The organism is Ruminococcus sp. XPD3002 (assembly GCA_900119535.1).
GTDB classification, from domain to species: domain Bacteria; phylum Bacillota; class Clostridia; order Oscillospirales; family Ruminococcaceae; genus Ruminococcus; species Ruminococcus flavefaciens_H.
This window is the reverse complement of record FPJT01000008.1, coordinates 145,326-166,836: the sequence shown is the minus strand read 5'-3', so window position 1 is coordinate 166,836 and position 21,511 is coordinate 145,326. Positions and strand designations below refer to the sequence as shown.

The window sequence follows — 21,511 nt, the reverse complement described above, 5'->3', positions numbered from 1 at the left end:
TCAGATAGCTATGTTAATCATCATAAGGATAGACACAAGAAGTGCAAGGATAGCGTATGTCTCTACCATTGCAGACATGATGATACCCTTTGTGTTATGCTCCGGCTTCTTTGCTGTGATGCCAACGCTTGCAGCAGCAGTCTTGCCCTGGATTATACCTGAGATAAGTCCGACGATCGCAATAGGAAGACATGCAACAAGGAAGCTCCAGCCCTGAGCTGTTGTGAGCTGAGCGATATTGCCGCTGAATACGCCGATACGTCCCATGAGAAGAATGAATGTAAGGAAGCCGTAAAGTCCCTGTGTACCCGGCAGAAGCTCCAGTACGAGAACCTTGCTGAACTTTGAAGGATCTACCGAGATAACACCTGCGGCAGCCTCACCGACTGTACCTACGCCCTTTGCCGAACCTATACCTGCGAGAAGTGCTGCAATAGCAGCTCCTATGAAAGCTAATACTACACCGTTAGTCATTTAAATTTTCCTCCTTGAATTTTATATACTTTGTATTTACTGTAAGCGGAGAGAATTCTCTTCCTCCGCCAGAATAAAACTTGCTGAACATCTCAACGAACTGAAGTCTGTCCGTATGAACATAAGCGCCCAGAAGATTTATTGCAAGATTTGCCGTATGGCCTACTATGAAAACAAGTACAAGTACTATGAGTTTAAGTATCTTGTTCTGCGGCATAGTGCCCATGAGATTTATAACGCCTGCGATACTTCCCGTAGCAAGTCCGAGGGCGAGAAGTCTTGAATATGAAAGGATGTCACTGAGATATCCCGTAGCTGTATTGTACAGCGCATAAAGTCCGCCGAAGAACTTGCCGAATATGCTCTTTGATGAACGTCCCGCAGTAAGCACCAGAAGCACAACGCCCGCAATAAGGACATATGTGCCGATAGTTTTCAGTATCGGCGGCACATCCGTCAGAAGGGATGCACCAATAGGCGCAATGCCGAGAACCGTCAGATAGACGGGTATGGTATCGAGAAACGCATCAAGCTTTCTGCCGTCCTTCCATGCCATGTGGAAAGATACAGCCACGCCTGCGAACAGGTGGATTATACCGAGTCCGAAGCTGAAAAGCAGGAGTTTTACGGGATTGTCAAGGGGCTCGAACCACAGTGCAGTACTTCCGATCTCCTTGTTGAAGAACTCTCTTCCCACGACCTGTATGATGTCGCCGAACCAGCTTCCGAACAGTGCGCCCCAGATTGTCGTTGAAACACCGCAGTTTCTGAACATTATAAGAGTCTTTCGCATGGAAGTTTCAAGCTTAAACTTTTTAAGCGCTATCATAGTTCCTATTACCATGACCAGACCGTAGCCTGCATCCGAAAGCATCATTCCGAAGAAAAGGTAATAGAAGAACGCCATGACCGGAGTAGGATCTATGTCCGATTTCGAGGGCATAGCATACATTTTTGTTATCTCCTCAACAGGGGATGAGAATCTGTTGTTTTCAAGCAGTACAGGAACATCCTCGTCATCAGCGGGATCAGTAAGCGTGATCGAAACAGGATGCTTCGCTTCTATTTCAAGCTTAAGCCTTTCGCTGTACTTCTCAGGCACGTATCCCGTAAGTACAAAAGTGCTTCCCGTAAAGCCAAGATCAGCAAGAGCGTCATATTTTTCCTGACGCATGGACAGATAGTCCACTGCAAATTTCAGCGATTTGCGTTCCTCCTCGTGTGAGCGGATAGCTTCTTCCGCAGCTTCCACACGTTCTTCCAGTTCATTCATTTTGTCGGCACAGTCACGGATAGCCTCATCGGGAGTACGGCTGTCCGACTCCGAAATGGGTATGAATCCCATTTTCCTCAGCTGTTCCTCGGCTTCATCCCTGACGTTATCGGCACACAGAATGAACAGGTCGGTCTGTTCCTTTGAAGCAGACACAACTTCCGCAGAAGTCCCCTCGGGAAGCTGTTCTTCAAGTTCATCAGGTTCAACGGCAAAGGGCAGAGAACCGATAAATGCCGCTGTAGTCGAAGTACCTTTGAAGTTCATCGGCACATCAAGTTCCCTCCAGGGGCGCAGAGTATCCGCCCTGACTTCAAGCTGTGCCTTTTCTGCCTGTGAATCGGCTATTGTCTTCCTGCACCTTATTATATCGTTTGCAGTGTTCATTATCTTTTCAAGCTCCATAGCCTTAGAGCCGAAATCGTGCTTATCTACCTCGGTGCGCCCCCCGAACATCTCATTGATACCCTGCTTTTCGGGAGCGTAAGTATCGAGGATATCCAGAGCCTGTAGGACGGTGCTCCTGAACTTTCCGAATTCGCCGTTAACAGCGTTAACGTTGGTCTGTTCAAGCTCCTCGTCGGTATTCCTGCACAGCTCTACAACTCCACGTCGCTGAAGAAGCTCTATTATCTTCTTGCTTTCGGTGAGCGGAGCGATAAGCTCGATCTTTTTCATTTTAAGCTTTGCCATATATCACACTCCCGTTCAGCTGAAAAAGCGGCTTATCACCGCATCGGCAGCCTTTTCAGAATTGTCTGCCGCAAGCTTTTTCAAAGCGGATATCTCATCCTCGCACCTTTCAAGTGCAGAAGCCGTATACTCCTCAAGCCGTTTTTTATTTTCGGCTCTGATCTTATCAGCCTGTATAGTTGCATCAGTGATCTTCTTCTGAACAGCAAGCGCCGCCTTCTGCTCGGCGGAAGAAATGATCTCATCGCATTTAGCCCGTGCTTCAGCAACTTTTTTATCAGACTCGGCCTCGGCATCAAGTACCATTTTTACAGTTTCAGAAGCCATAAATACCTCCTTTATAAATTGACCATTGGTCATTATGTGATTATTATACCACGTTTCATCCCGTTTGTCAATAGAAAAATGAACGTTAGTCATTTCCTCCTATGGTATAAAAATCAAGGGAGCTATCCCCTACAGACAGCTCCCTCATTGGAGTTTTACTCCTATGCATTTTATTATACCACATCATCAACAACTTGTCAAGTGAACCTTAAAAAAATATAGTGAATTTTTTATTAATTCCGACCATTTTACTCATATTTATTTCCAAACCCTTTAATACTTGCAATATATCACGAAATGTAGTATAATATTATTGCTCCACCAACTAACTCTTGAATTTTCTTGCTTGTCCTGACAACGAAATACTTCGTCAGAAAGTCTTGAAATACGACAGTATTCCTGCAACTTTCTTTCTTGCCTTTCGCTGCCTGTTCTTCGCTGTAATTCTTCAAGTGTTAATCGGCGGAGCAATATAAAAGGCGGTGTATAAAATGATAGACGAAAAATGCCGTTTCATCCTGCAGAAACTCGGCGATGCAGGTCACAGCGCTTACCTTGTGGGCGGTTGTGTAAGGGACAGCCTTATGGAACGTCCCGTTCACGATCACGATATCGCTTCAAGTGCGCTCCCTCAGCAGGTAACGGAGATATTCAGCTCCGAGACAGTTATACCTACAGGGATAAAACACGGCACTGTTACCCTTCTACTTGAAGGCACTCCCTATGAGATAACAACATTCAGGATAGACGGCGATTATTCCGATTCACGACGTCCCGACAGCGTGGAGTTCACACGCAATATCCGTGATGACCTTGCAAGACGTGATTTCACCATGAATGCTATGGCTATGGATATAAACGGGAACATTTTCGATCCCTTCGGCGGAAAAGAAGATATCAGCAATGGTATTATCCGCTGTGTAGGCGATCCAGTAAAACGCTTTACCGAAGATGCCCTGCGTATCCTTCGCGGAATAAGATTCGCTTCTCAGACAGGCTTCACTATAGAAAAAAACACATCGGATGCTATACTCTCACTGAAAGAACGTCTCAGCAACGTCTCATATGAACGTATCAGGGATGAACTTGATAAGCTCATCTGCGGAAGATTCTCCACAGAAGTTATGCTCCGCTATCCCGAACTTATTTGTCAGATAATCCCCGAGCTGAGCGAAAGCATCGGTTTTGAACAGCATTCCAGATACCATAAATACAACGTCTATGAACATACTATCCGTGCTGTGGGCGCACTCCCCGAAGATGAACTTCTTCTGCGCCGCACAATGCTTCTCCACGATGTTGCCAAGCCCGCCTGCTTCACTATGGATGAGAACGGTACGGGACATTTCAAACACCACGGTGAAGTTGGTGCGGAAATGGCTGAAAAGATATACAAGCGGCTTCGTTACGATAACAAGTCGGTTGAAAAAATGTGCAGGCTGATCTACTTCCACAGCAGAAACCTTCATAACGATACGGAAGCAAAGCTTCTTGCCTCTGAGATAGGTCCCGAGCTTTTCGCTGAGCTTATGGAGTGCAAAAAAGCCGATAATATGGCAAAAAATGAATTCGTGACCGCTGAAAATGCCGATTTTGACAGATACAGCAAGATGATAAGCGAACTGATAAAAGAGAACGCTTGCCTCACTCTCCGTCAGCTTGACGTTAACGGCAGGGACCTCAATAATATCGGCATCAAAGGAAGAAATACGGGCAATGTACTGAATGAACTGCTGAAACTTGCAGTCAGCGGAGAGCTCCCGAATCAGCATAATATTCTTCTTGAACACGCAAAGGAGTTTTTAACATGACAGGTCGTATCCACTCAACAGAAAGCTTCGGAACAGTTGACGGTCCCGGAATACGCTATGTAGTATTTTTCCAGGGTTGCCCCATGAGGTGCAAATACTGTCACAATCCCGATACATGGTCTTTCTCGGGCGGTCGTGAAGTTACAGCTCAGGAACTTATGGATGAGTACAACTCGTACAAAGAGTTTCTCAAATCTGGTGGTATAACCGCTACAGGCGGTGAACCTATGGCTCAGCCGCAGTTCCTCGCCGAACTCTTTTCACTTGCAAAATCAAAGAAGGTACACACCTGCCTCGACACATCCGGAGTCACATTCCGTCCTGACAATACCGCTGAGACCGACGAGATACTAAAGTATACAGACCTTGTAATGCTCGATATAAAACACATCGATAACGATGAACATATAAAACTCACAGGTCATCCGAACACAAATATACTCGCCTTTGCCGAATACGTAAGCGGCAAGGGTATCCCGATCTGGATACGCCATGTAGTGGTACCGGGTATCACTGACGATCATGACGAGCTTTTTTCACTTGGAAAATTCATCTCACGACTCAACAGCATCAAAGCTCTGGACGTTCTGCCCTACCACAATATGGCTATACCAAAATACGAACAGCTCGGTATAAAATATCCCCTGCCCGATACTCCGCCTCTTCCGAAGGAAAAGGCTGTCGAAGCCCGCGAAACTATAATCAGCGGCATAAAACAGGGGCTTAAAGATAACAAATAACCATCAGGAGGTAATACCAATGAACACTATCGCTATTATCGGAGCAATGCCGTCAGAACTCGCCGACATCCGCAGGATGCTCGGTGAAGCTGAGATAAAACATATCTCAGGCTTCGATATCTATGTCAACAACTACAAAGGAAAAACTATCGTCAACGCCTGCTGTGGTATCGCAAAGGTCAACGCAGCTGTTTGCACTCAGGTAATAACCGACAACTTCCACCCCGACTGCATTATAAATGCAGGTATTGCAGGAGGTATGAACAGCAGCGTCAAGGTTTGCGATATCGTTATTTCTACTGAGGTCCTCCCTCACGATCTCGACCTTCACTTCCTTAAGGACTATCCTCCTTACTGCGGAGTTTTCAAGTCCGACGAGAGACTTATGTCCGCAGCTGAAAAGGTTTGCGCCGAATTCGGCGTTAACAGCTTCCGCGGAAGGATCGTTTCGGGAGAAGCTTTCATCTCGGACAATAACGTTAAAGCAGATATACAGAAGCGCTTTGAACCACATGCCGTTGATATGGAAAGTGCCGCAGTCGGACACTGCTGTTTCCTTAACGATATGCCGTTCGTCAGTGTAAGATGCATTTCAGATAACGCCGATGACGAAGGTGCTATGTCCTTTGACGAGTTTGAAAAGATCGCTACAAAGCGCGTTGCCGAGATAGTTCTCAGAATGACAGAAATACTCTGATATTAACACTTACATCAAAGCTTAACAACATAAAAGGAGTAAACAACTATGAACAAACTTATCTCTATTATGTCTGCCGCAGTACTTACTGCATCCGCAGTTCAGATCGCACCCGCAAACGCCGCTCCTGATCCAATGGTCTATGTTCCTTCCGTTAGTTTTAAAGCTGAGGCCTCAGATTACGCAAGAGTCCTCTCAGACGGTTCGGTAGTCATCAACAAGCGTGATTTTCCAAAAGATACCGACCTTGCACTTAAGTGTTCCATATATGTACACGACGAATCACTTGCCGCAGGAGTAGTGACTCCTCAGTGGAAAAGTTCTTCTCCCCTTCTTGCACTCGATAATCTGGTAAATGTCTACAAGCCGCCTGTCGAGTTCGCCTATGCACAGAAAAATGACAAGGGTGAACTTTTTGCAAGATACACCGTGATCGTTTCCAACAACAAAGACCTTAATATAATGTCATTTGTCTGCATGAGTGCAAGCATGTCCGGAGATACCTCATCTCTCGTTCCTTACGGAGAGGCTTCGGACTCTTTCCCGCTTACTTCATTCGATGTAAAAATTGATCCTTCCATAGAGGAAGGCGACCAGAAGATCTTTTTCATCGTAGAAGATGTGGACTATGAGAATCAGAGCCGCACTGAAATCTACCTTAACACCGAAGATGGAGACCGCAAGCTGATACCTGAAGTAAATGACCTGAAGATTTCTATTGCCGACTATAAACTCGGTGACGTTGACGAAGACGGCAGTATCAGTTCTGCTGACGCAACTCAGGCTCTTATCGCATATTCCGAGTTATCCGTCGGAAGCGAAGTATCCCTTTCAAACAATCAGCAGTTCGCTGCCGATGTGAACGGGGATACTCAGATAAATTCATCGGATGCTACTGCTATACTTGCATACTATTCGTACCTTTCGACCTTCTCAGGCGAAACACCTCTCTCCATAGAGGAGTATACAAAGTAACAGCAAGACTTACGCTTTAAGGAAGATACATATACATTTTGCCCCTGAGAGTTACAAAACACTCAGGGGCATTTTTTATTGAGATTTCAAGAGTTGGATCGCTTGTTCAACAGAGATCACTTTTGCGTAACGTTTTCCCCACATAAATTCATTATAATACTTATAGGCGGTCTCCTTATCAAAGTAGGGGTTATCATAGGTCGAGTTTGTATATGAAGGGACAAAAATATTGAAGCCTTTTTCAAATCCGCTTTTAATTGTTGCATCCATGCAATAATCTGTCGAAACACCAATTGTTATAATGTCCTTTTCACCTTTAGAATTCAGATATTCTGTTAATCCTGTCATAGGATGAAAAGCGCTGTTTACATTCTTCTCAAAACGTCTTTCACCGTTCATCGGCGCAAAATCCTCGTATATTTCATAGTTGTCCGTAGACTTGTCCAGCTCAGTACCGGGACCGTCATCATGCTGGACGTATACTACCTCAACATTATTCTCTCTCGCTGTAGCGATAAGCTGTTTTATGTTTTTTCTTACAGTTTCAAAGGAATAAAGTCTTTCGTCAAAACATCCCTTTTGTGTATCTACAACCAATAGTATCATTTGTTTCTCCTTTATTTCGTTTTTTGGGGAAGTACGTATAAACTGCGTATACGATAGGAATGATTATAGCATACAGCAGACGAAATGTCAACAGAAAAGCCATAGTACTTCCGACCTCATATCAGAAATACTATGGCTAAAGCTCTATGTCAGTACCGCACTTTAAAAGTAAGCGTTTTATGCAAGTTTTTCAAGCGCAGTTCTCAATATATCTGCGGCTTTTTTATATCCGTCCGATATTCTGAGAGCTTCCCTTTTGCTTTCATCGACACTTTCAAGCGCCGTACTCAGAAGCTGTTCTGCCTCTGCTGCTGTATCCTCGCAGTTCTTTTCAAACACATCGGTTTTAACTGTTTCTGCAAGTCTCTCAGCGATTGTCACGAATTCATTTTCCGCTTTCTCCATATCTCCTGCCGCAGCATAACATCTGGGTAAATACCTTCTTATCCTCAGTTCACCGAGTATCGCTTCATCCTTCAGTTCGGCGAAAGCCTTGTATGCATCAAGTATCCCCGATATCTTTGTTCCAAGTTCAATAGCTTCACTGCTTTCTCCGAACCATGCAACGTTCTCGAAATCATTTGCAAGCTCGGTTATGCTGACACCCAGAAGTTTACGTATATTGTTCGGTATCAGTTCCCTTGCCTTATCGTATCCGTACTGAAACATGGTAAGCTTAGTTTCCATGTGTTCGCGCATGAATGAACTTTCAAGTCCCGGAAGCCTTCCGATAACTGCCTTTGCTTTATCATAGCGCTTCGTGTGTATGTATATCCACGCCATTGCATAATCCGAGCTCTCAACATTCGCTCTGTCTTCACAGTATCGTGAGATGCAGATATTTTTCCGTTCGCAGTCCGCAAATATCTCATCACGGATATCAGGTCTGTCAGCCATAAAGCCTTCAAAATCGGCATATCTGCTTATTTCAGCGGCATAGTTGATGCAAAGGCGCATGATAGTGTAATTTGCAGGCTCTTTTTCCGATTCGGAACGCATATACGTATACGCTGCAAGATTCTTTTCCGCTGAACTCTGCGAAGTTGCCATAAGCATTCTGACATGGGACTTCGCCGCTTCTGTGTGAACATCTCCGTATTTTGCAGATACAACTCCGAGAAGTGTGTCGGTAGTTATACCGAATATCTGTGCAAGAGGTACTATCTGCGTAATATCAGGCATACCGTTTCCGTTTTCCCATTTACTTACCGCCTGTGGAGTAACTGCAAGCTGTGCAGCAAGCTCCTCCTGTGTAAAACCGCATCTGCGTCTCATTGCTCTTATATTTTCTCCGATAGATATATTCATAGGTATTCTCCTTAGCAATTATTCCGGTACCGTAATTTCATTATATATCACATCTCGGAAAGAGTCAATCAACGTTTTTTCCACACGATGCAAACGCAGCGTTTAGTTCCAGAACTTACTCGCTGTCCGATGAGTTTATACCGATATCAAGGAGCTTTCGGTACTCCTCCCAGCTGACATATTCACCGCCCATGCTTTCAAGATGATCGGTATGGAACTGACAGTCTATCATGGTAAAATCGTTCTGTTCAAGAAGCTCTGCAAGGAGGATCAGTGCGATCTTAGAGCCGTTCTCCATATCCGAGAACATACTCTCTCCAAAAAAGCACTTTCCTATGCAAACTCCGTAAAGTCCTCCTGCAAGTTCTCCGTCGATATAGGATTCTACGCTTACTGCAAGTCCGTAGCTGTGAAGCCGACAGTATGCTTCCTCCATGTCATCAGTTATCCATGTACCTTCTTTGAATTCCCTTTTCATTCGGCATCTGTGGATAGTGTCCGCAAAATCACGGTTGAGCTGTATAGCGGTGTCATGCTGTCGCATGAACTTCTTCATTGACTTTGAAACGTGTATACAGTCAGGTCGGATTATGAAACGCCTGTGGGGACACCACCAAAGTATCGGCTGGTCGGGATTGTACCACGGGAATATACCATTGCTGTATGCCAGCACCAGTCTCTCAACAGAAAGATCACCGCCTACTGCAAGAAGTCCGTCCTCGTCGGCAAGCTCGGGTTTCGGGAACCATACAACATCGTCAAGTTTGTATACCGCCATTTTTCTCCCTCTTTCTGCCTGCCTTTATGGTAAAGCTGCCGTCAGCTGCGGACAGAGTAAGGCTTCCGCCGTTTTTAAGACTGCCAAAGAGTATCTCGTCCACGAAAAGCGGCTTTATCTCGTTTCTTATAACACGGTCCACTTCTCTTGCACCGAATTCCTGACTGATTCCCTTGCTCTGTACAAGTGTGCGGGCATTTTTGTCTGCATTGAACAATATCTTCTTTGCGGATAACTGCACTGCAAGTTCACTGAGTTTCTTATCCACTATAAGCTGTGCCATTTTATCATCCATGCTGTTGAAGACAACTATCTTATTGAGCCTGTTTCGGAATTCAGGCTGAAATGTCTGTTTAACAGCTTCGGAAATGACACTTGCATTAAGGTCCGAACTCTGAAAACCTATAGTACTCTTGCCGATACGGTCCGCACCTGCATTTGAAGTCATTATGACAACCACATTGCGGAAATCCGCTTTTCTGCCCTGATTATCTGTAAGTGTGGCGTAGTCCATGACCTGAAGCAGAATGTTATATATATCACTGTTAGCTTTCTCTATTTCGTCAAGAAGAAGTACGGCGGAAGGAGTCTTTCTTATGGCTTCAGTGAGAAGTCCGCCGTCCTCGTAACCAACGTATCCCGCAGGCGAACCGATAAGCTTTGCAACTGCATGTTTTTCACCGTATTCACTCATATCAAATCGTATGAGTTTAACTCCAAGCTCGTCCGCAAGGCTTTTAGCTATCTCGGTCTTTCCTACACCGGTAGGACCTACGAAAAGCAGACTTGCAAGAGGTTTGTTCTCTTCGATGAGTCCTGCCTTTGAGAACTTAACTGCATTAACTACCTGGTCTATAGCCTCATCCTGACCGAAAATGCGCTTCTTAAGACGTTTTTCAAGTCCTGCAAGTCCCGATATGTCATCAGTCGAAACTGTCTCGACAGGGACACGGCAGATAGTTGTAAGGACCTCATTTATTACTGCCTTATCCACTGTATTTGTCTTCTTTTCGGAAGGATGAAGCTTACGGTAAGCACCTGCCTCGTCTATGAGGTCGATGGCTTTATCAGGCAGACAGCGCTCGTTGATATACTTTGCGCTCATATGCACGGCATATTCCAGAACTCCTCTTGAATACCTGACTTTGTGAAACTTCTCGTATTTGCTTTTCAGTCCCTCAAGTATCTTTATAGTTTCTTCCTCATCAGGTTCTTTTATCTCGACGTTCTGAAAACGGCGCACAAGGCTTTTGTTCTTCTCGAAATACTTTTTATACTCCTCGAAGGTAGTTGCACCTATGAAACGTATTTTGCCGTCAGAAAGATAAGGTTTCAGCATATTCGAGGCATCGAACGAACCCTCTCCCACTGCGCCTGCACCTGACAGGTTATGTATCTCATCGATATATATTATGGGACTCTGCTCCTTACCTATCTCTGCAAGAACCTTCTTGAAACGCTTTTCAAAATCGCCGCGGTACTGTGTACCTGCAAGCATTCCGCCAAGGTCAAGAGCAAATACCTTTGCATCTTTCAGCGGTTCGGGAATCTCACCTTTACGGATAAGCTGTACAAGTCCGTATGTCAGCGCAGTTTTTCCCACTCCCGGTTCACCAATATGAAGCGGATTGTTCTTGTCCTTTCGGCAAAGTATCTGTATTGTACGGTCCAGCTCTGCCTGACGTCCGATAAGTGGGTTCACATCGGTAAGAGTCTCGTTAAGGCAAGGTGCGTAAAGCTTCCAGCCGCTCTGAGCGTCATCTGAATCTTCACTCTTGGATTTCTCCCCTATCTCGCTCAGGACTTCCTCAGTTACTGCCATTTCCTGCAGAAGGTCGGCTTCCGATATCCCCTGCTTTTCAATGAAATAAACCGCATAACAGTCATCAAGCTGCCAGAGTCCGTGAATCAGATGTCTCAGGCAGACTTCCTTGCTTCCGCTGTTGTATGCGCTCCTTGCGGCAATATTGAGAAGCGCATTTACACCGTCTGAAAACTCAGGCTTTTCAGTATCAGCTCTGTCGATGTACTCCTCAGCATACTCCTTAAGATAGTCACGAAGCATCTCCGTACTTCCTCCACAGTTTTCAAAAGCTTCTGAAAAGATCCCGTTATCAAGTATCATAAGAAGCAGTATCTCGGGAGTTACATACTCATACCCTTTTTCATGCGAATATTCTATCGCCTGATAGATAATATTGCTTGTTTCCTCTGAGAAATTCATATTACGCCTCCTCTATGACCATTCTGAAAGGGAATCCTTCTTCCTTAGCCCGTGTAAGTGCTTTTTTGACTCTTGTTGCAGCCATATCATACGGGTATTTTCCGACAACTGCCTGTCCGTTTTTATGTACGTTCATCATTATAGCCTGTGCAGTCACCTCATCCTTGTGGAAAATAGTCACCAGCACATCAACCACGAATTCCATAGTTGTAAAATCATCATTTATCATTATAACATTATACTGCTTTGGTTCTTTAACTCTGTTTTCTGTACGTTCCTTTGCAGCACCCTGTGTAGACATACTCTCATCTCCCTCTGATAATCGAGTTTTTTCTCTGAGTTATCTTATATTATACCATTATATGACATAAAAGTCAAAAGGAGCTTTCCGCAAATAAAAACAGGACTGTGCAAGCTAAATGTCACACAGTCCTCATTTCTTATGTCAGCGTTTTCCGCTTCGTCTTCTGCGGGATCTCGGCGAAGTCTTGTTAATGTTCTCAGAATTGACTACAAGTATATCTCCCTTGGCAACAATGAGATTATCGGTTGCAATAACAGTAAGATCGTTTCTCATAACTACTATGACATGAATATCATACTCATACTGTATCTCCTCAACAGAACGTCCGAGAAACTCGCTGTCATTACCTATTTTTATCTCGCCTATCTCATTTATATCGTGGAGTTTAGCGTCACAATGAGCCTTCTTGGAATACTGCTCAACAAATCCCGCACTGATGATACCTGTAGGGATAGCTACCACGCCGACTCCGAGAAAAGCGATGAATATAGCCATTATCCTGCCGAGTACCGTAACGGGGTAAATATCACCGTATCCCACTGTAAGCAGTGTGGACATGCTCCACCATATGCCCGAAAAGGCGTTTTTAAAGACATCAGGCTGAGCGTTGTGCTCGACGTTGTACATTCCCAGTGAAGAAGCCATCATCAGTATCAGAATTATGAATACCGACGATACTATCTGATTGCGCTTTTCATACAGTACCGTAGTTATGATATTGAAGGAATCATACTGTGCATTTATTCTGAAAAGGTGGAATATCCTTACAACTCTCAGCATCCTGAAAACTATAAATCCTGACAGATAGAAGAAAGGCAGTATAGTAAACAGATCCACTATACCGTCAAAGCTGAAAAGGAAGCGTATAACCGCTTTTCCTTTGGATAATTCGGGGTATAAGAGATCGGCAGTCCATATCCTCAGGACATATTCTATGCAGAATATTATCATCGTAACAAACTCGATGACCTCCATTATCGTGTAGAATGGAGCAAGTCCGTCAAAGGTCTCTAAAAACATTGTTAGGATATTGAGGATAATTACGATAACTATGAACCAGTCGAAAGCTCGGCTCGGTATATCCTCTTTCTGGCCTATCTGTATTATGTCGAAAATACGCCGTCTAAGTGACGACTTTTCCTTTTGACGAGTCAAAATTCCGCCCCCTCAACTGAAATGTCATAAATATCATCAATAGGTATCTGTTTTCCGCTTACAAGGATCACTTGCTTTTTATACTCGTCTATTCTGAGAAAACTACCTTTAACCTCTGTGTAGCATCCTCCTGATTTTTTCTCATCAGGGATAAAATAAACAACCGTAGTTTCAGGCTGTTCCGATGCATGGTCATTCAGGAACCTGAGCGTGGTATTGATCTTATTGATACGGTCCTCATCAGGTTCACGTTTTGGCTCAGTGAGTCGCTGAACTTCAGCTATCTTTTCCTCATAACCTTTCAGAGCGGCAAATGGTGCAAACTGAGCCGCACGTTTATACCTCGGCATCTGAGGACGGGTAGAGGATACATGATGCGGAAGGTCGATAATATCATCATAATTGCCCATAACTTCCTCGCTTTCAAATAAAACAGACGGATAAGACCGATAAAAAATTTTATCGGCAATATCCGTCTGAATGTCACATCAGAAAATTACTCTGTACGTATGAACTTTAGTTTACAGAGATGCCTCTGTACCTCGTCTCTGTATCTCGAGAGCGTCAACTGCGGTTATTCCGTCACCCGAACCGACAACATCTGCAAGCTTCTGCTGAGCTTCGGTAAGTCCGTGCTTCTCTGAATTGGTTATATAATTCATTATCGCAACAGAATCTGCAATGGAAACCTTTGAATCCATATTTACATCCCCTGCTTCAAAGTTCTCGGCTTCATCTTCGAGGTAATATAACTCCGTATATCCGAGCTTAAAGCCTGAATCACTGTCATTCAGAAGTTCATCTGCACGGGAACCCCTATGGATACCTACTCTGCAGGAGAGATTATCCGTACAATTGACCGGCACATTGTATTCATCGAATTTAAGAGGTACAAAGTAATGTGAATCAATTATAAGATCATCCAGGATAGTATTTCCCATAACGTAATCAAGACCGAGGAACGAAAATGAACTGCCTTCAAATATCAGCTTTTCCAGACGTACCATACCTGTAAAAGCATTTGGACCTACACTGACACCTGACGGAACTGTTACGGATGTTATATCCTCACAGCCATTGAAAGCTAATCCCGATACAAATGTCACAGGAAGTCCCTGAACAAAAGCAGGTATCTCCACGTCTCCGCTATAGTCGACAGCACATCTTACAAGAACTGCGTGTTCAAGGTCACAGCGGAAATAAAATGGACCTTCCTGATAGAACTGCTTTATATCACCGCGGGCAATAGTTCCGTAAGCATTCTCATCCACTATATAGCCATCGGGAATAACTACAGATGTAACGTTATAACAGCGGTCAAAAGCATCTTCCAGGATATGACCTATATTGTTTTCGTCCTGCAGAGGAGGGATCACTACCTCTCCGCTGTATTCGGGATCACATTTAACAACATCATTGCCTGAAAAATAAAGAGGTCCTTCCTTGCGGTCATACCGGAATGATACTTCGGTTTCAGTGCTGATAGTTTCAGCTTCAGTAACTTCATCCACTGCATAAGCCGAAACACAGGATGCAGAAAAAACTGAACCTAAAAGACATAATGACATTACAAACGATATGCTTCTTCTTGTTTTCATAATAAACCCTCCTAAAAAAATAAGTGGACAGAGCAAATGTCTCCATCCACCCTTAATCTCTTCGGCATAGCCGTGAACCGTTACTAACGGTTTCATAAACTACACTCGCTGAACAAAAAGGATTTATAACAAGAAAAATCTTATTTTTTTTATTTTATCAGTTATTACTTATCCTGATCTTCGTTGATGTCCTCAAAGTCTTCGATAGTGAGGTCATCATAGTCAAACTCGAGGAGTTCATTGCAGTTAGGGCAATTGATTGAGCCCTCGTCGATCATACCCTCGTCAAGAAGGATAGTGTCGCCGCATGAAGGACATGTAACTTCGTAAAGCTCATCGTCATCATCGAAATCATCATCGTCGTCGTCATCATCAGGACAACCGTCGCACTCTTCACAGTCGAAATCTACGTCCTCATAGACATCGTCCTCGAGTTCACCGAGATCCTGATCGAGGATATCGCAAAGCTCTGTAAGCTCGTCTACCTGTGACTGAAGATCGTCAACATACATTACCATTTCGGAAAGAATGTCTGCCATCTGGAGCAGAGCCTTACCCTCTTTGGTAGTATTATCGATATCGAGACCATCGATAAGTCCCTTTAAATATGACATTTTCTCAGTAAGCTTCATAACAGCTCCTCCTCTCATTATAAGACCGCATGAATCAAGATCATGCTCTTGACATGTATTCGCCTGTACGTGTATCTACCTGGATCTTTTCGCCCTCATCGATGAAGAGAGGAACCTTGATCTCTGCGCCTGTCTCAAGAGTTGCAGGCTTTGTAGCGTTAGTAGCAGTATCACCCTTGAAGCCGGGATCTGTCTGTGTTACAACGAGCTCAACAAAGTTTGGCGGCTCAACACCGAAAACAGTGCCCTTGTATGAAAGGATCTTGCAGATCATCTCTTCCTTAACGAACTTGAAGTTGTCGCCGAGGATAGATGCACTGATCGGAACCTGCTCATAAGTTTCAAGGTCCATGAAGTAGTAAAGGTCACCGTCGTTGTAGCTGTACTGCATATCCTTTCTCTCAACGAAAGCTGTTGGGAACTTAGCTGTTGGGTTGAAAGAAGTTTCAACAACTGAACCTGTGATAACGTTCTTATACTTTGTTCTAACGAAAGCAGCGCCTTTACCTGGTTTTACGTGCTGGAACTCGATTACCTGAACAACCTGTCCATCGAGCTCAAAAGTAACGCCGTTTCTAAAATCTCCTGCTGAAATCATTATAAATACCTCCGTATTTTTCTCAAAAATTACATACTTTATTTTACCACAAAAAACGTTTTTTGGCAATACCTAAAGCAACATTATTATAAAGAAATGAGATTTTTAGCACATTTTGTCATATTTTCGCAGCTATTTTCAGTTAAAATGACAAAATCCTCAATTCTGACACCGAATTCTCCTGCAATATATATGCCGGGCTCAACGGTTACAACAGCTCCCGTTTCAAGTTCGAGCCTGTAATTAGGTGAAGCATTCGGCTTCTCGTGTATCTCCATACCGACTCCGTGACCGAGTGAATGTCCGAAGCAGTCGCCGTAACCTGCGTCCTCTATTATGGAACGTGCTATCCTGTCAAGCTCACAGCCTGTGATACCGCCGTGAGCCGCATTTATAGCTGTGTTCTGCGCTTCAAGTACTATCTCGTAGACCTTGCGCATTTTCTCGGTAGGTTCACCCACACATACTGTACGAGTCATATCGCTGTGATAGCCGTTGTAAACTGCGCCGTAGTCCATAAGAACGAACTCGCCATCCTGCACTTTTCTGTCCGAAGGAACTCCGTGGGGCATTGATGTATTCGGTCCCGAAAGAGCGATAGTCTCAAAGGAGAGATCCTCAGCACCGTAATTGAACATCACACGGTTAAGCTCGAGAGCTATCTCCCTTTCCGTAACACCGGGCTTGATAAATCCGAGAATGTGGTCGAAGGCTTTTTCAGCTATTTCCTGTGCCTTCCTGATGCACACTATCTCCTCCTCGTCCTTGACTGTTCTCAGCTTGTTTATTGCATTGCTGAGGGCATCTGTATCTATTATTTCCGTTTCTTTAAGGATATTGCGGAAGTTTCTCAGCTGGCTGACTGTCATTGTCTGAGCTTCTATAGCCATATTTGCAGCACCGTGTTCACGGATGAGCTGAGCTATCTGATGATAGAGCTTCTTCTGCTCGATGACCTCTGCGGACGTAACTGTATCTCTTGCTTTTTCGATGTATCTGAAATCGATGAGCAGGTAAGCCTTCTCACGGAAAGCAAGAATAGTACCGTCCGATGATTTCATTCCCGTAAAGTATCTTCTGTTTACGTCAGATGTTATCAGAGCGCAGTCAATTGACTCGGGGAGCTCCTCAAACAATCTATCAAATCTTGTCATTAAATTCACCTCATATTTCTGACATTGCCTGAACCGCAAGATAGTAGCTCAGGAAGCCGAATCCGCATATGCTGCCCTTGCAAACGGGAGCGATAACTGAATTTGAACGGAATTCTTCCCTTGCATTTATATTGCTTATATGTACCTCAATTACAGGTATCTTTATAGCAGCAATAGCGTCTCTAATAGCGTAGCTGTAGTGTGTATACGCACCTGCGTTGATAATAACGCCGTCAAACTCTGTTCTTGCTGCATGGAGCTTATCTATTATAGCACCTTCATGGTTGGACTGAAATATCTCACATTCAAGTCCCTGTTCCTTTGCGCGGTCGATTATATTGCTGTTGAGAACGTCGATTCCTGAGCTGCCGTAAACACCCGGTTCACGTTCCCCCAAAAGATTGAGATTTGGACCGTGTATTACAAGAATCTTCCTTATCATAATTATATTCTCCTGACTTATAGTTTATTATACTCATTACCGGACATGTTCCGACATATTCCGATGTTTTTCGCAATGACATGAAAAAGCGGACTATAACAGTCCGCTTTCATCAACGATTTCATAGCTTTTCGCAAGATCAATACTTACGCTTACGAGCTGCCTCAGACTTCTTCTTACGCTTTACTGAAGGCTTTTCGTAGTGTTCTCTCTTACGAACCTCAGCAATAACTCCGTCCTTTGCACATGATCTCTTGAATCTCTTAAGAGCAGTATCTAAGGACTCGTTCTTGCCAACACGAACTTCTGCCATTTATCTTTCCCTCCCTTGTTTAGAGGTTGCCTGAAGCGGACCTCAGGCTCTATACTAATCACCCTTTATATGAGTGTCAGCGGCTTTGTACCTCGGAAACATAGCAGATACATAAATTAACATAATATTATTTTACCACTTTTATTATGATATGTCAAGCTTTTTTTGCGACTAATTAAATTTCGTTATTATGTCACAAAACATAGCATTATTTTTGTAGGAAATGGTAAAACGAGGTGCAAAAAACAATGCATTTTATGACCGTTTCTCACTTTTACGGCTCTATCAGATTGGTAATGTCAACCTGTTCACCGTCTGCCCAGAGACCTTCAAGCTTATAGAAACTTCTTGTCTCTTTGTAGAATACATGTACGATTATATCTGCATAGTCGAGAATGATCCATGTATTTCCCGTATCGGACTCTCGTCTCTCAGGCTCGATCCCCCTCTGTGAAAGCTGATATTCAACTTCATCTGCAAGGGTTCTTGCGTGAGTATTGCTGTTACCGTTTACTATTACGAAATAGTCGGCAAGTATCGTAAGATCAGCTATTCTGATAGCCTGTATATCCTCGCCTTTTTTGCTGTCGAGTGTTTTTATTATAAGTTCAAGTTTTTCCTGCTGTGTCATCAGATCATTCCTTCCACCATGGTTTTTTTGCGGGATCTCTTTCAGGCTCGGTAGCTTTTTCAAGTTCATCAAATGTCGAACCTGTATCATCATAGCCTGTGTATGAGTAGTCTGTTATAAGCTCAACGATAGCTGTATCAGATGAAGTCATATCCGACTGATACGGTCTGTAGTACTCATTGAGCATGTCGATAGTTGCCTGCTTGTGAACTGAGAATACGTCATATTCATTTCCGTCTGGAGCATAGTATATAGCGCCCTCACCCGGTACCATATTTACTCTTACGTTGTCCATTGTGAGAGTTGAAGCGAAGTTAGCGATCTTGCTCATTTCGTCAAGGCTGAGGTCTGTATATACCAGTTCTCTGTCATATATCTGCTTGAGGTAGCTGTAAAGCTTGAGTCTTCCCTCGTCGTTTACAACGCTCATAAGCTTGTTCATAGCAGCAGCCATGAAACGGCGCTGGTTCATCATACGTCCGATATCGCCTTCGAGCCATTCTGTTCTGAAACGGATGAACCACTCGGACTGCTCGCCTGTAAGCGTTATATCGCCTGCAGGGATTATCTTATCAGCTTCGTAGATTATCTCGTTGTCAAGGTGTATCGGGATACCGCCTATAAGGTCGATGATATCAACTATATCGAAGCATGCTGTTGTTACATAGGCATCTATCGGGATACCGAAATTCTGCTGCATTGCATTAACTACTCGCTGTATCGGGATAATGCTTGAATCACCCATTGAGTAGCAGCTGTTTATCTTTCCTGTAGGACTGCTTGTGAAGTCAGGCAGACAGCAGTCACGGGGCACCTGAAGGATGTTGAGTTCTCCGTGACCGATATCGAACTGCATTATCCACATAACATCAGAGTTGAACTCGTCCTCATCGAAGCCGAGAAGAAGAACTGTGTACTGACCTTCTACAAGCTGCGGAAGATCCAGACCGTCATCCCAGTTATCGGCTGTATCGCCGCTGATGTTCATTACCTCGGTCTTATCGAGCTGACCTTCCTTTGCAATAGGCTGCCAGTGCTTTACGAGATATACTGCCGAAACGTTCTTCTTTGTGTTTTTATCCACGAACATCGGCATATTAAGGCACATTGCACCGATAATAAAGATACTTGCGATGACTGAAACTATCTTTATCAGTGCATCCTTTATCGAACCCTCGTCATTGAGGTTAGAAACGATTATCTCGTCGCTTTCAACCGGATCGGGATTCTTTACATGTGAAGGATATACCCGCTGAGGCGCAGGCTGTACGTTCTCCTGAGTTTTTTTCCTGTTTTTGTAAACAAGCTTAGGAGCAGCCTCGTGTGTTCCGTGGTACTGTTCAGCAGTCAGCGGAGAAGGTGTATCAGCTTCATACTTGCCTTTTTTCGGCATCTGCTGCTGAGGCTGTACAGGTGCCTGCTGTACGGGAGCTGCGGATTCATGTGATACTCTCTTTAATTTCCTTATCGGTTTAGGTTTATTTTCAGAAGAAGCACTTTCAGGAGCGCTTGTGTTTTTTATATCTTTCTCTTCCATTAATATCCTCTTTTCATTTTGCTCAGGTCAGTCATTTTGCGGACCGCTCTTCCTTTTCTTCTTTTATAAGCCTTGTATAGAAATTATAGGCTTCTATGGTGCAAGGCGGTATGAGTCCGCCCTTTTTCAGAACCGAACGTATCGAGAAGGCAAGTGCATACAGCATCGCTTCATTGAGGTCGGTATAAACCAGCTTTCTCATTTTGTCAACGTCCTTATAGTCCCTTTCAGCTGAAACAAGGTCGCCGAGATAAACTATCTCTTCAAGCCGGGACATTCCTGCACGTCCCACTGTATGGAAGCGCACGGCGTTAAGTATATCTATATCGGCAACACCGTATTCCTTCTTGATAAAATATGCTCCTGCTATACCGTGAAGCAGTGAACGTGTTTCAAGCTCCTCGCGGCAAACAGTAAAACCGCTTTCTGTTACCAGATCGCGCTGTTCTTCAGTCGGGAGCTCCTTGCATATATCGTGAAGCAGTCCCGCAAAATACGCCTTGTCGGGATCCTCACCGTATTTCTCAGCAAGTTTTTTGCATTCGGCAGCAACATTCAGCGAATGCTGATACCTTTTTGCAGAAAGATTTTCCTTCAGATATTTCTTTTTGTCATCTATCTTGTACATTTCAGTAAAAGCCTCTTTCTTATAATGACCCATTTTACTTATATATTGTACTACACTTTCGTTCAGATAGCAAGCAAAATCTTCATTTTTTGCAATTTTTTTTCGTATTTCAGAGGATGATATCTCCAACGGAGTGCTTTTGCTGATGAAAATATTGCCATATTTTCTCAGTTCCTCCGCCTTTGCTTCAAGCTCCTGCATGTCTCCGCCGTGGCGTGATACAACGATCAGCGAAGCCTCATCAAGTATCTCCTCGAAGCAGAACCACGAATCAAATGAGAGCAGCATATCGCTTCCCACAAGCAGGAAAAGCTCGGCATCGGGATATCTTTCCCTGAAATGCTTTACCGTATACAACGAATAGCTTACTCTTTCCTGAGAGAGTTCCCAGTCGCTGCAGCTCATATTTTTCTTGCCTTTTACGGCAAGCTTTATCAGCTTGATACGTTCTTTTCCGTCTATATACTCGTCGCTCGAACGATGCGGAGATATCTTCGACGGTACAAATATCACCTTGTCCAGAGAGAATTCCTCCGCAGCAGTTTCCGCAACATGAACATGTCCGTTATGTATCGGGTTGAAGCTGCCTCCGTATATACCTATACGCATTATT

23 protein-coding genes are annotated in these 21,511 nt (G+C 44.0%); 4 read left to right on the top strand and 19 right to left on the bottom strand.

Features of this window, described 5'->3' with window-relative positions; translation table 11 throughout:
- The 3 genes from BT127_RS09200 to BT127_RS09190 are packed head-to-tail and all read right to left on the bottom strand — an operon-like array spanning position 1 to position 2,767.
- Positions 1-474, bottom strand: coding sequence for a V-type ATP synthase subunit K (locus tag BT127_RS09200; protein ID WP_075424710.1), 474 nt, complete (start codon positions 472-474; stop codon positions 1-3).
- Complete coding sequence (locus BT127_RS09195) at positions 467-2,440, bottom strand: V-type ATP synthase subunit I (protein ID WP_075424709.1); 1,974 nt, start codon at positions 2,438-2,440, stop codon at positions 467-469. The genes BT127_RS09200 and BT127_RS09195 overlap by 8 nt, the downstream gene beginning before the upstream one ends.
- Positions 2,441-2,455: 15 nt before the next feature.
- Entirely contained in the window at positions 2,456-2,767 is a 312-nt protein-coding gene (locus BT127_RS09190) for a hypothetical protein (RefSeq protein WP_075424708.1), read from the bottom strand.
- Between the two features lie 491 nt (positions 2,768-3,258).
- Between BT127_RS09190 and BT127_RS09185 the strand changes: the two genes are divergently transcribed.
- The 4 genes from BT127_RS09185 to BT127_RS16290 are packed head-to-tail and all read left to right on the top strand — an operon-like array spanning position 3,259 to position 6,990.
- Positions 3,259-4,578, top strand: a complete 1,320-nt coding sequence (locus tag BT127_RS09185) for a CCA tRNA nucleotidyltransferase (protein ID WP_075424707.1) — start codon at positions 3,259-3,261, stop codon at positions 4,576-4,578.
- Complete coding sequence (gene pflA / locus BT127_RS09180; RefSeq protein WP_075424706.1) at positions 4,575-5,318, top strand: pyruvate formate-lyase-activating protein; 744 nt, start codon at positions 4,575-4,577, stop codon at positions 5,316-5,318. The genes BT127_RS09185 and pflA overlap by 4 nt, the downstream gene beginning before the upstream one ends.
- Before the next feature lie 19 nt (positions 5,319-5,337).
- On the top strand, positions 5,338-6,015 hold the full coding sequence (locus BT127_RS09175) for a 5'-methylthioadenosine/adenosylhomocysteine nucleosidase (protein ID WP_075424705.1): 678 nt from the start codon (positions 5,338-5,340) through the stop codon (positions 6,013-6,015).
- Between the two features lie 48 nt (positions 6,016-6,063).
- Positions 6,064-6,990, top strand: a complete 927-nt coding sequence (locus BT127_RS16290; RefSeq protein WP_082334974.1) for a dockerin type I domain-containing protein — start codon at positions 6,064-6,066, stop codon at positions 6,988-6,990.
- Between the two features lie 75 nt (positions 6,991-7,065).
- Here BT127_RS16290 and BT127_RS09165 read toward each other — a convergent pair whose 3' ends face one another.
- The 16 genes from BT127_RS09165 to BT127_RS09090 form a co-directional block, all read right to left on the bottom strand.
- On the bottom strand, positions 7,066-7,596 hold the full coding sequence (locus BT127_RS09165) for an isochorismatase family protein (RefSeq protein ID WP_075424704.1): 531 nt from the start codon (positions 7,594-7,596) through the stop codon (positions 7,066-7,068).
- A 177-nt stretch (positions 7,597-7,773) separates the two neighbouring features.
- Positions 7,774-8,904, bottom strand: a complete 1,131-nt coding sequence (locus BT127_RS09160) for a helix-turn-helix domain-containing protein (protein ID WP_075424703.1) — start codon at positions 8,902-8,904, stop codon at positions 7,774-7,776.
- Positions 8,905-9,019: 115 nt separating this feature from the next.
- Positions 9,020-9,682, bottom strand: a complete 663-nt coding sequence (gene aat / locus BT127_RS09155; protein ID WP_075424702.1) for a leucyl/phenylalanyl-tRNA--protein transferase — start codon at positions 9,680-9,682, stop codon at positions 9,020-9,022.
- Positions 9,663-11,906: an AAA family ATPase gene (locus BT127_RS09150; protein WP_075424701.1), complete on the bottom strand. Its 2,244-nt coding sequence runs from the start codon at positions 11,904-11,906 to the stop codon at positions 9,663-9,665. Before BT127_RS09150 ends, aat begins: the two co-directional genes overlap by 20 nt.
- A gap of 1 nt (position 11,907) precedes the next feature.
- The gene (locus BT127_RS09145; protein WP_075424700.1) at positions 11,908-12,207 is read right to left on the bottom strand and encodes an ATP-dependent Clp protease adaptor ClpS; all 300 of its coding nucleotides are present in this window, start codon (positions 12,205-12,207) and stop codon (positions 11,908-11,910) included.
- Positions 12,208-12,351: 144 nt separating this feature from the next.
- A complete protein-coding gene (locus BT127_RS09140; RefSeq protein WP_075424699.1) occupies positions 12,352-13,365 on the bottom strand; it encodes an ion transporter in 1,014 nt (337 codons plus the stop codon).
- Positions 13,362-13,775, bottom strand: a complete 414-nt coding sequence (locus BT127_RS09135; RefSeq protein ID WP_075424698.1) for a hypothetical protein — start codon at positions 13,773-13,775, stop codon at positions 13,362-13,364. Before BT127_RS09135 ends, BT127_RS09140 begins: the two co-directional genes overlap by 4 nt.
- Positions 13,776-13,886: 111 nt before the next feature.
- Complete coding sequence (locus tag BT127_RS09130; RefSeq protein ID WP_075424697.1) at positions 13,887-14,963, bottom strand: dockerin type I repeat-containing protein; 1,077 nt, start codon at positions 14,961-14,963, stop codon at positions 13,887-13,889.
- 164 nt (positions 14,964-15,127) lie between these two features.
- Positions 15,128-15,595, bottom strand: coding sequence for a CD1247 N-terminal domain-containing protein (locus BT127_RS16820; protein WP_075424696.1), 468 nt, complete (start codon positions 15,593-15,595; stop codon positions 15,128-15,130).
- Between the two features lie 40 nt (positions 15,596-15,635).
- On the bottom strand, positions 15,636-16,193 hold the full coding sequence (efp, locus tag BT127_RS09120; RefSeq protein ID WP_075424695.1) for an elongation factor P: 558 nt from the start codon (positions 16,191-16,193) through the stop codon (positions 15,636-15,638).
- Positions 16,194-16,279: 86 nt separating this feature from the next.
- A complete protein-coding gene (locus tag BT127_RS09115; RefSeq protein ID WP_075424694.1) occupies positions 16,280-17,347 on the bottom strand; it encodes a M24 family metallopeptidase in 1,068 nt (355 codons plus the stop codon).
- 10 nt (positions 17,348-17,357) lie between these two features.
- Positions 17,358-17,789, bottom strand: coding sequence for a type II 3-dehydroquinate dehydratase (gene aroQ, locus BT127_RS09110; RefSeq protein ID WP_075424693.1), 432 nt, complete (start codon positions 17,787-17,789; stop codon positions 17,358-17,360).
- Positions 17,790-17,928: 139 nt separating this feature from the next.
- Positions 17,929-18,102, bottom strand: a complete 174-nt coding sequence (gene rpsU / locus BT127_RS09105; protein WP_009984057.1) for a 30S ribosomal protein S21 — start codon at positions 18,100-18,102, stop codon at positions 17,929-17,931.
- A gap of 274 nt (positions 18,103-18,376) precedes the next feature.
- The gene (gene rsfS, locus BT127_RS09100) at positions 18,377-18,733 is read right to left on the bottom strand and encodes a ribosome silencing factor (RefSeq protein WP_075424692.1); all 357 of its coding nucleotides are present in this window, start codon (positions 18,731-18,733) and stop codon (positions 18,377-18,379) included.
- Between the two features lie 4 nt (positions 18,734-18,737).
- Positions 18,738-20,270, bottom strand: a complete 1,533-nt coding sequence (locus tag BT127_RS09095; RefSeq protein WP_075424691.1) for an LCP family protein — start codon at positions 20,268-20,270, stop codon at positions 18,738-18,740.
- Positions 20,271-20,301: 31 nt separating this feature from the next.
- The gene (locus tag BT127_RS09090; RefSeq protein WP_075424690.1) at positions 20,302-21,507 is read right to left on the bottom strand and encodes a nicotinate-nucleotide adenylyltransferase; all 1,206 of its coding nucleotides are present in this window, start codon (positions 21,505-21,507) and stop codon (positions 20,302-20,304) included.
- Positions 21,508-21,511 lie beyond the last annotated feature (4 nt).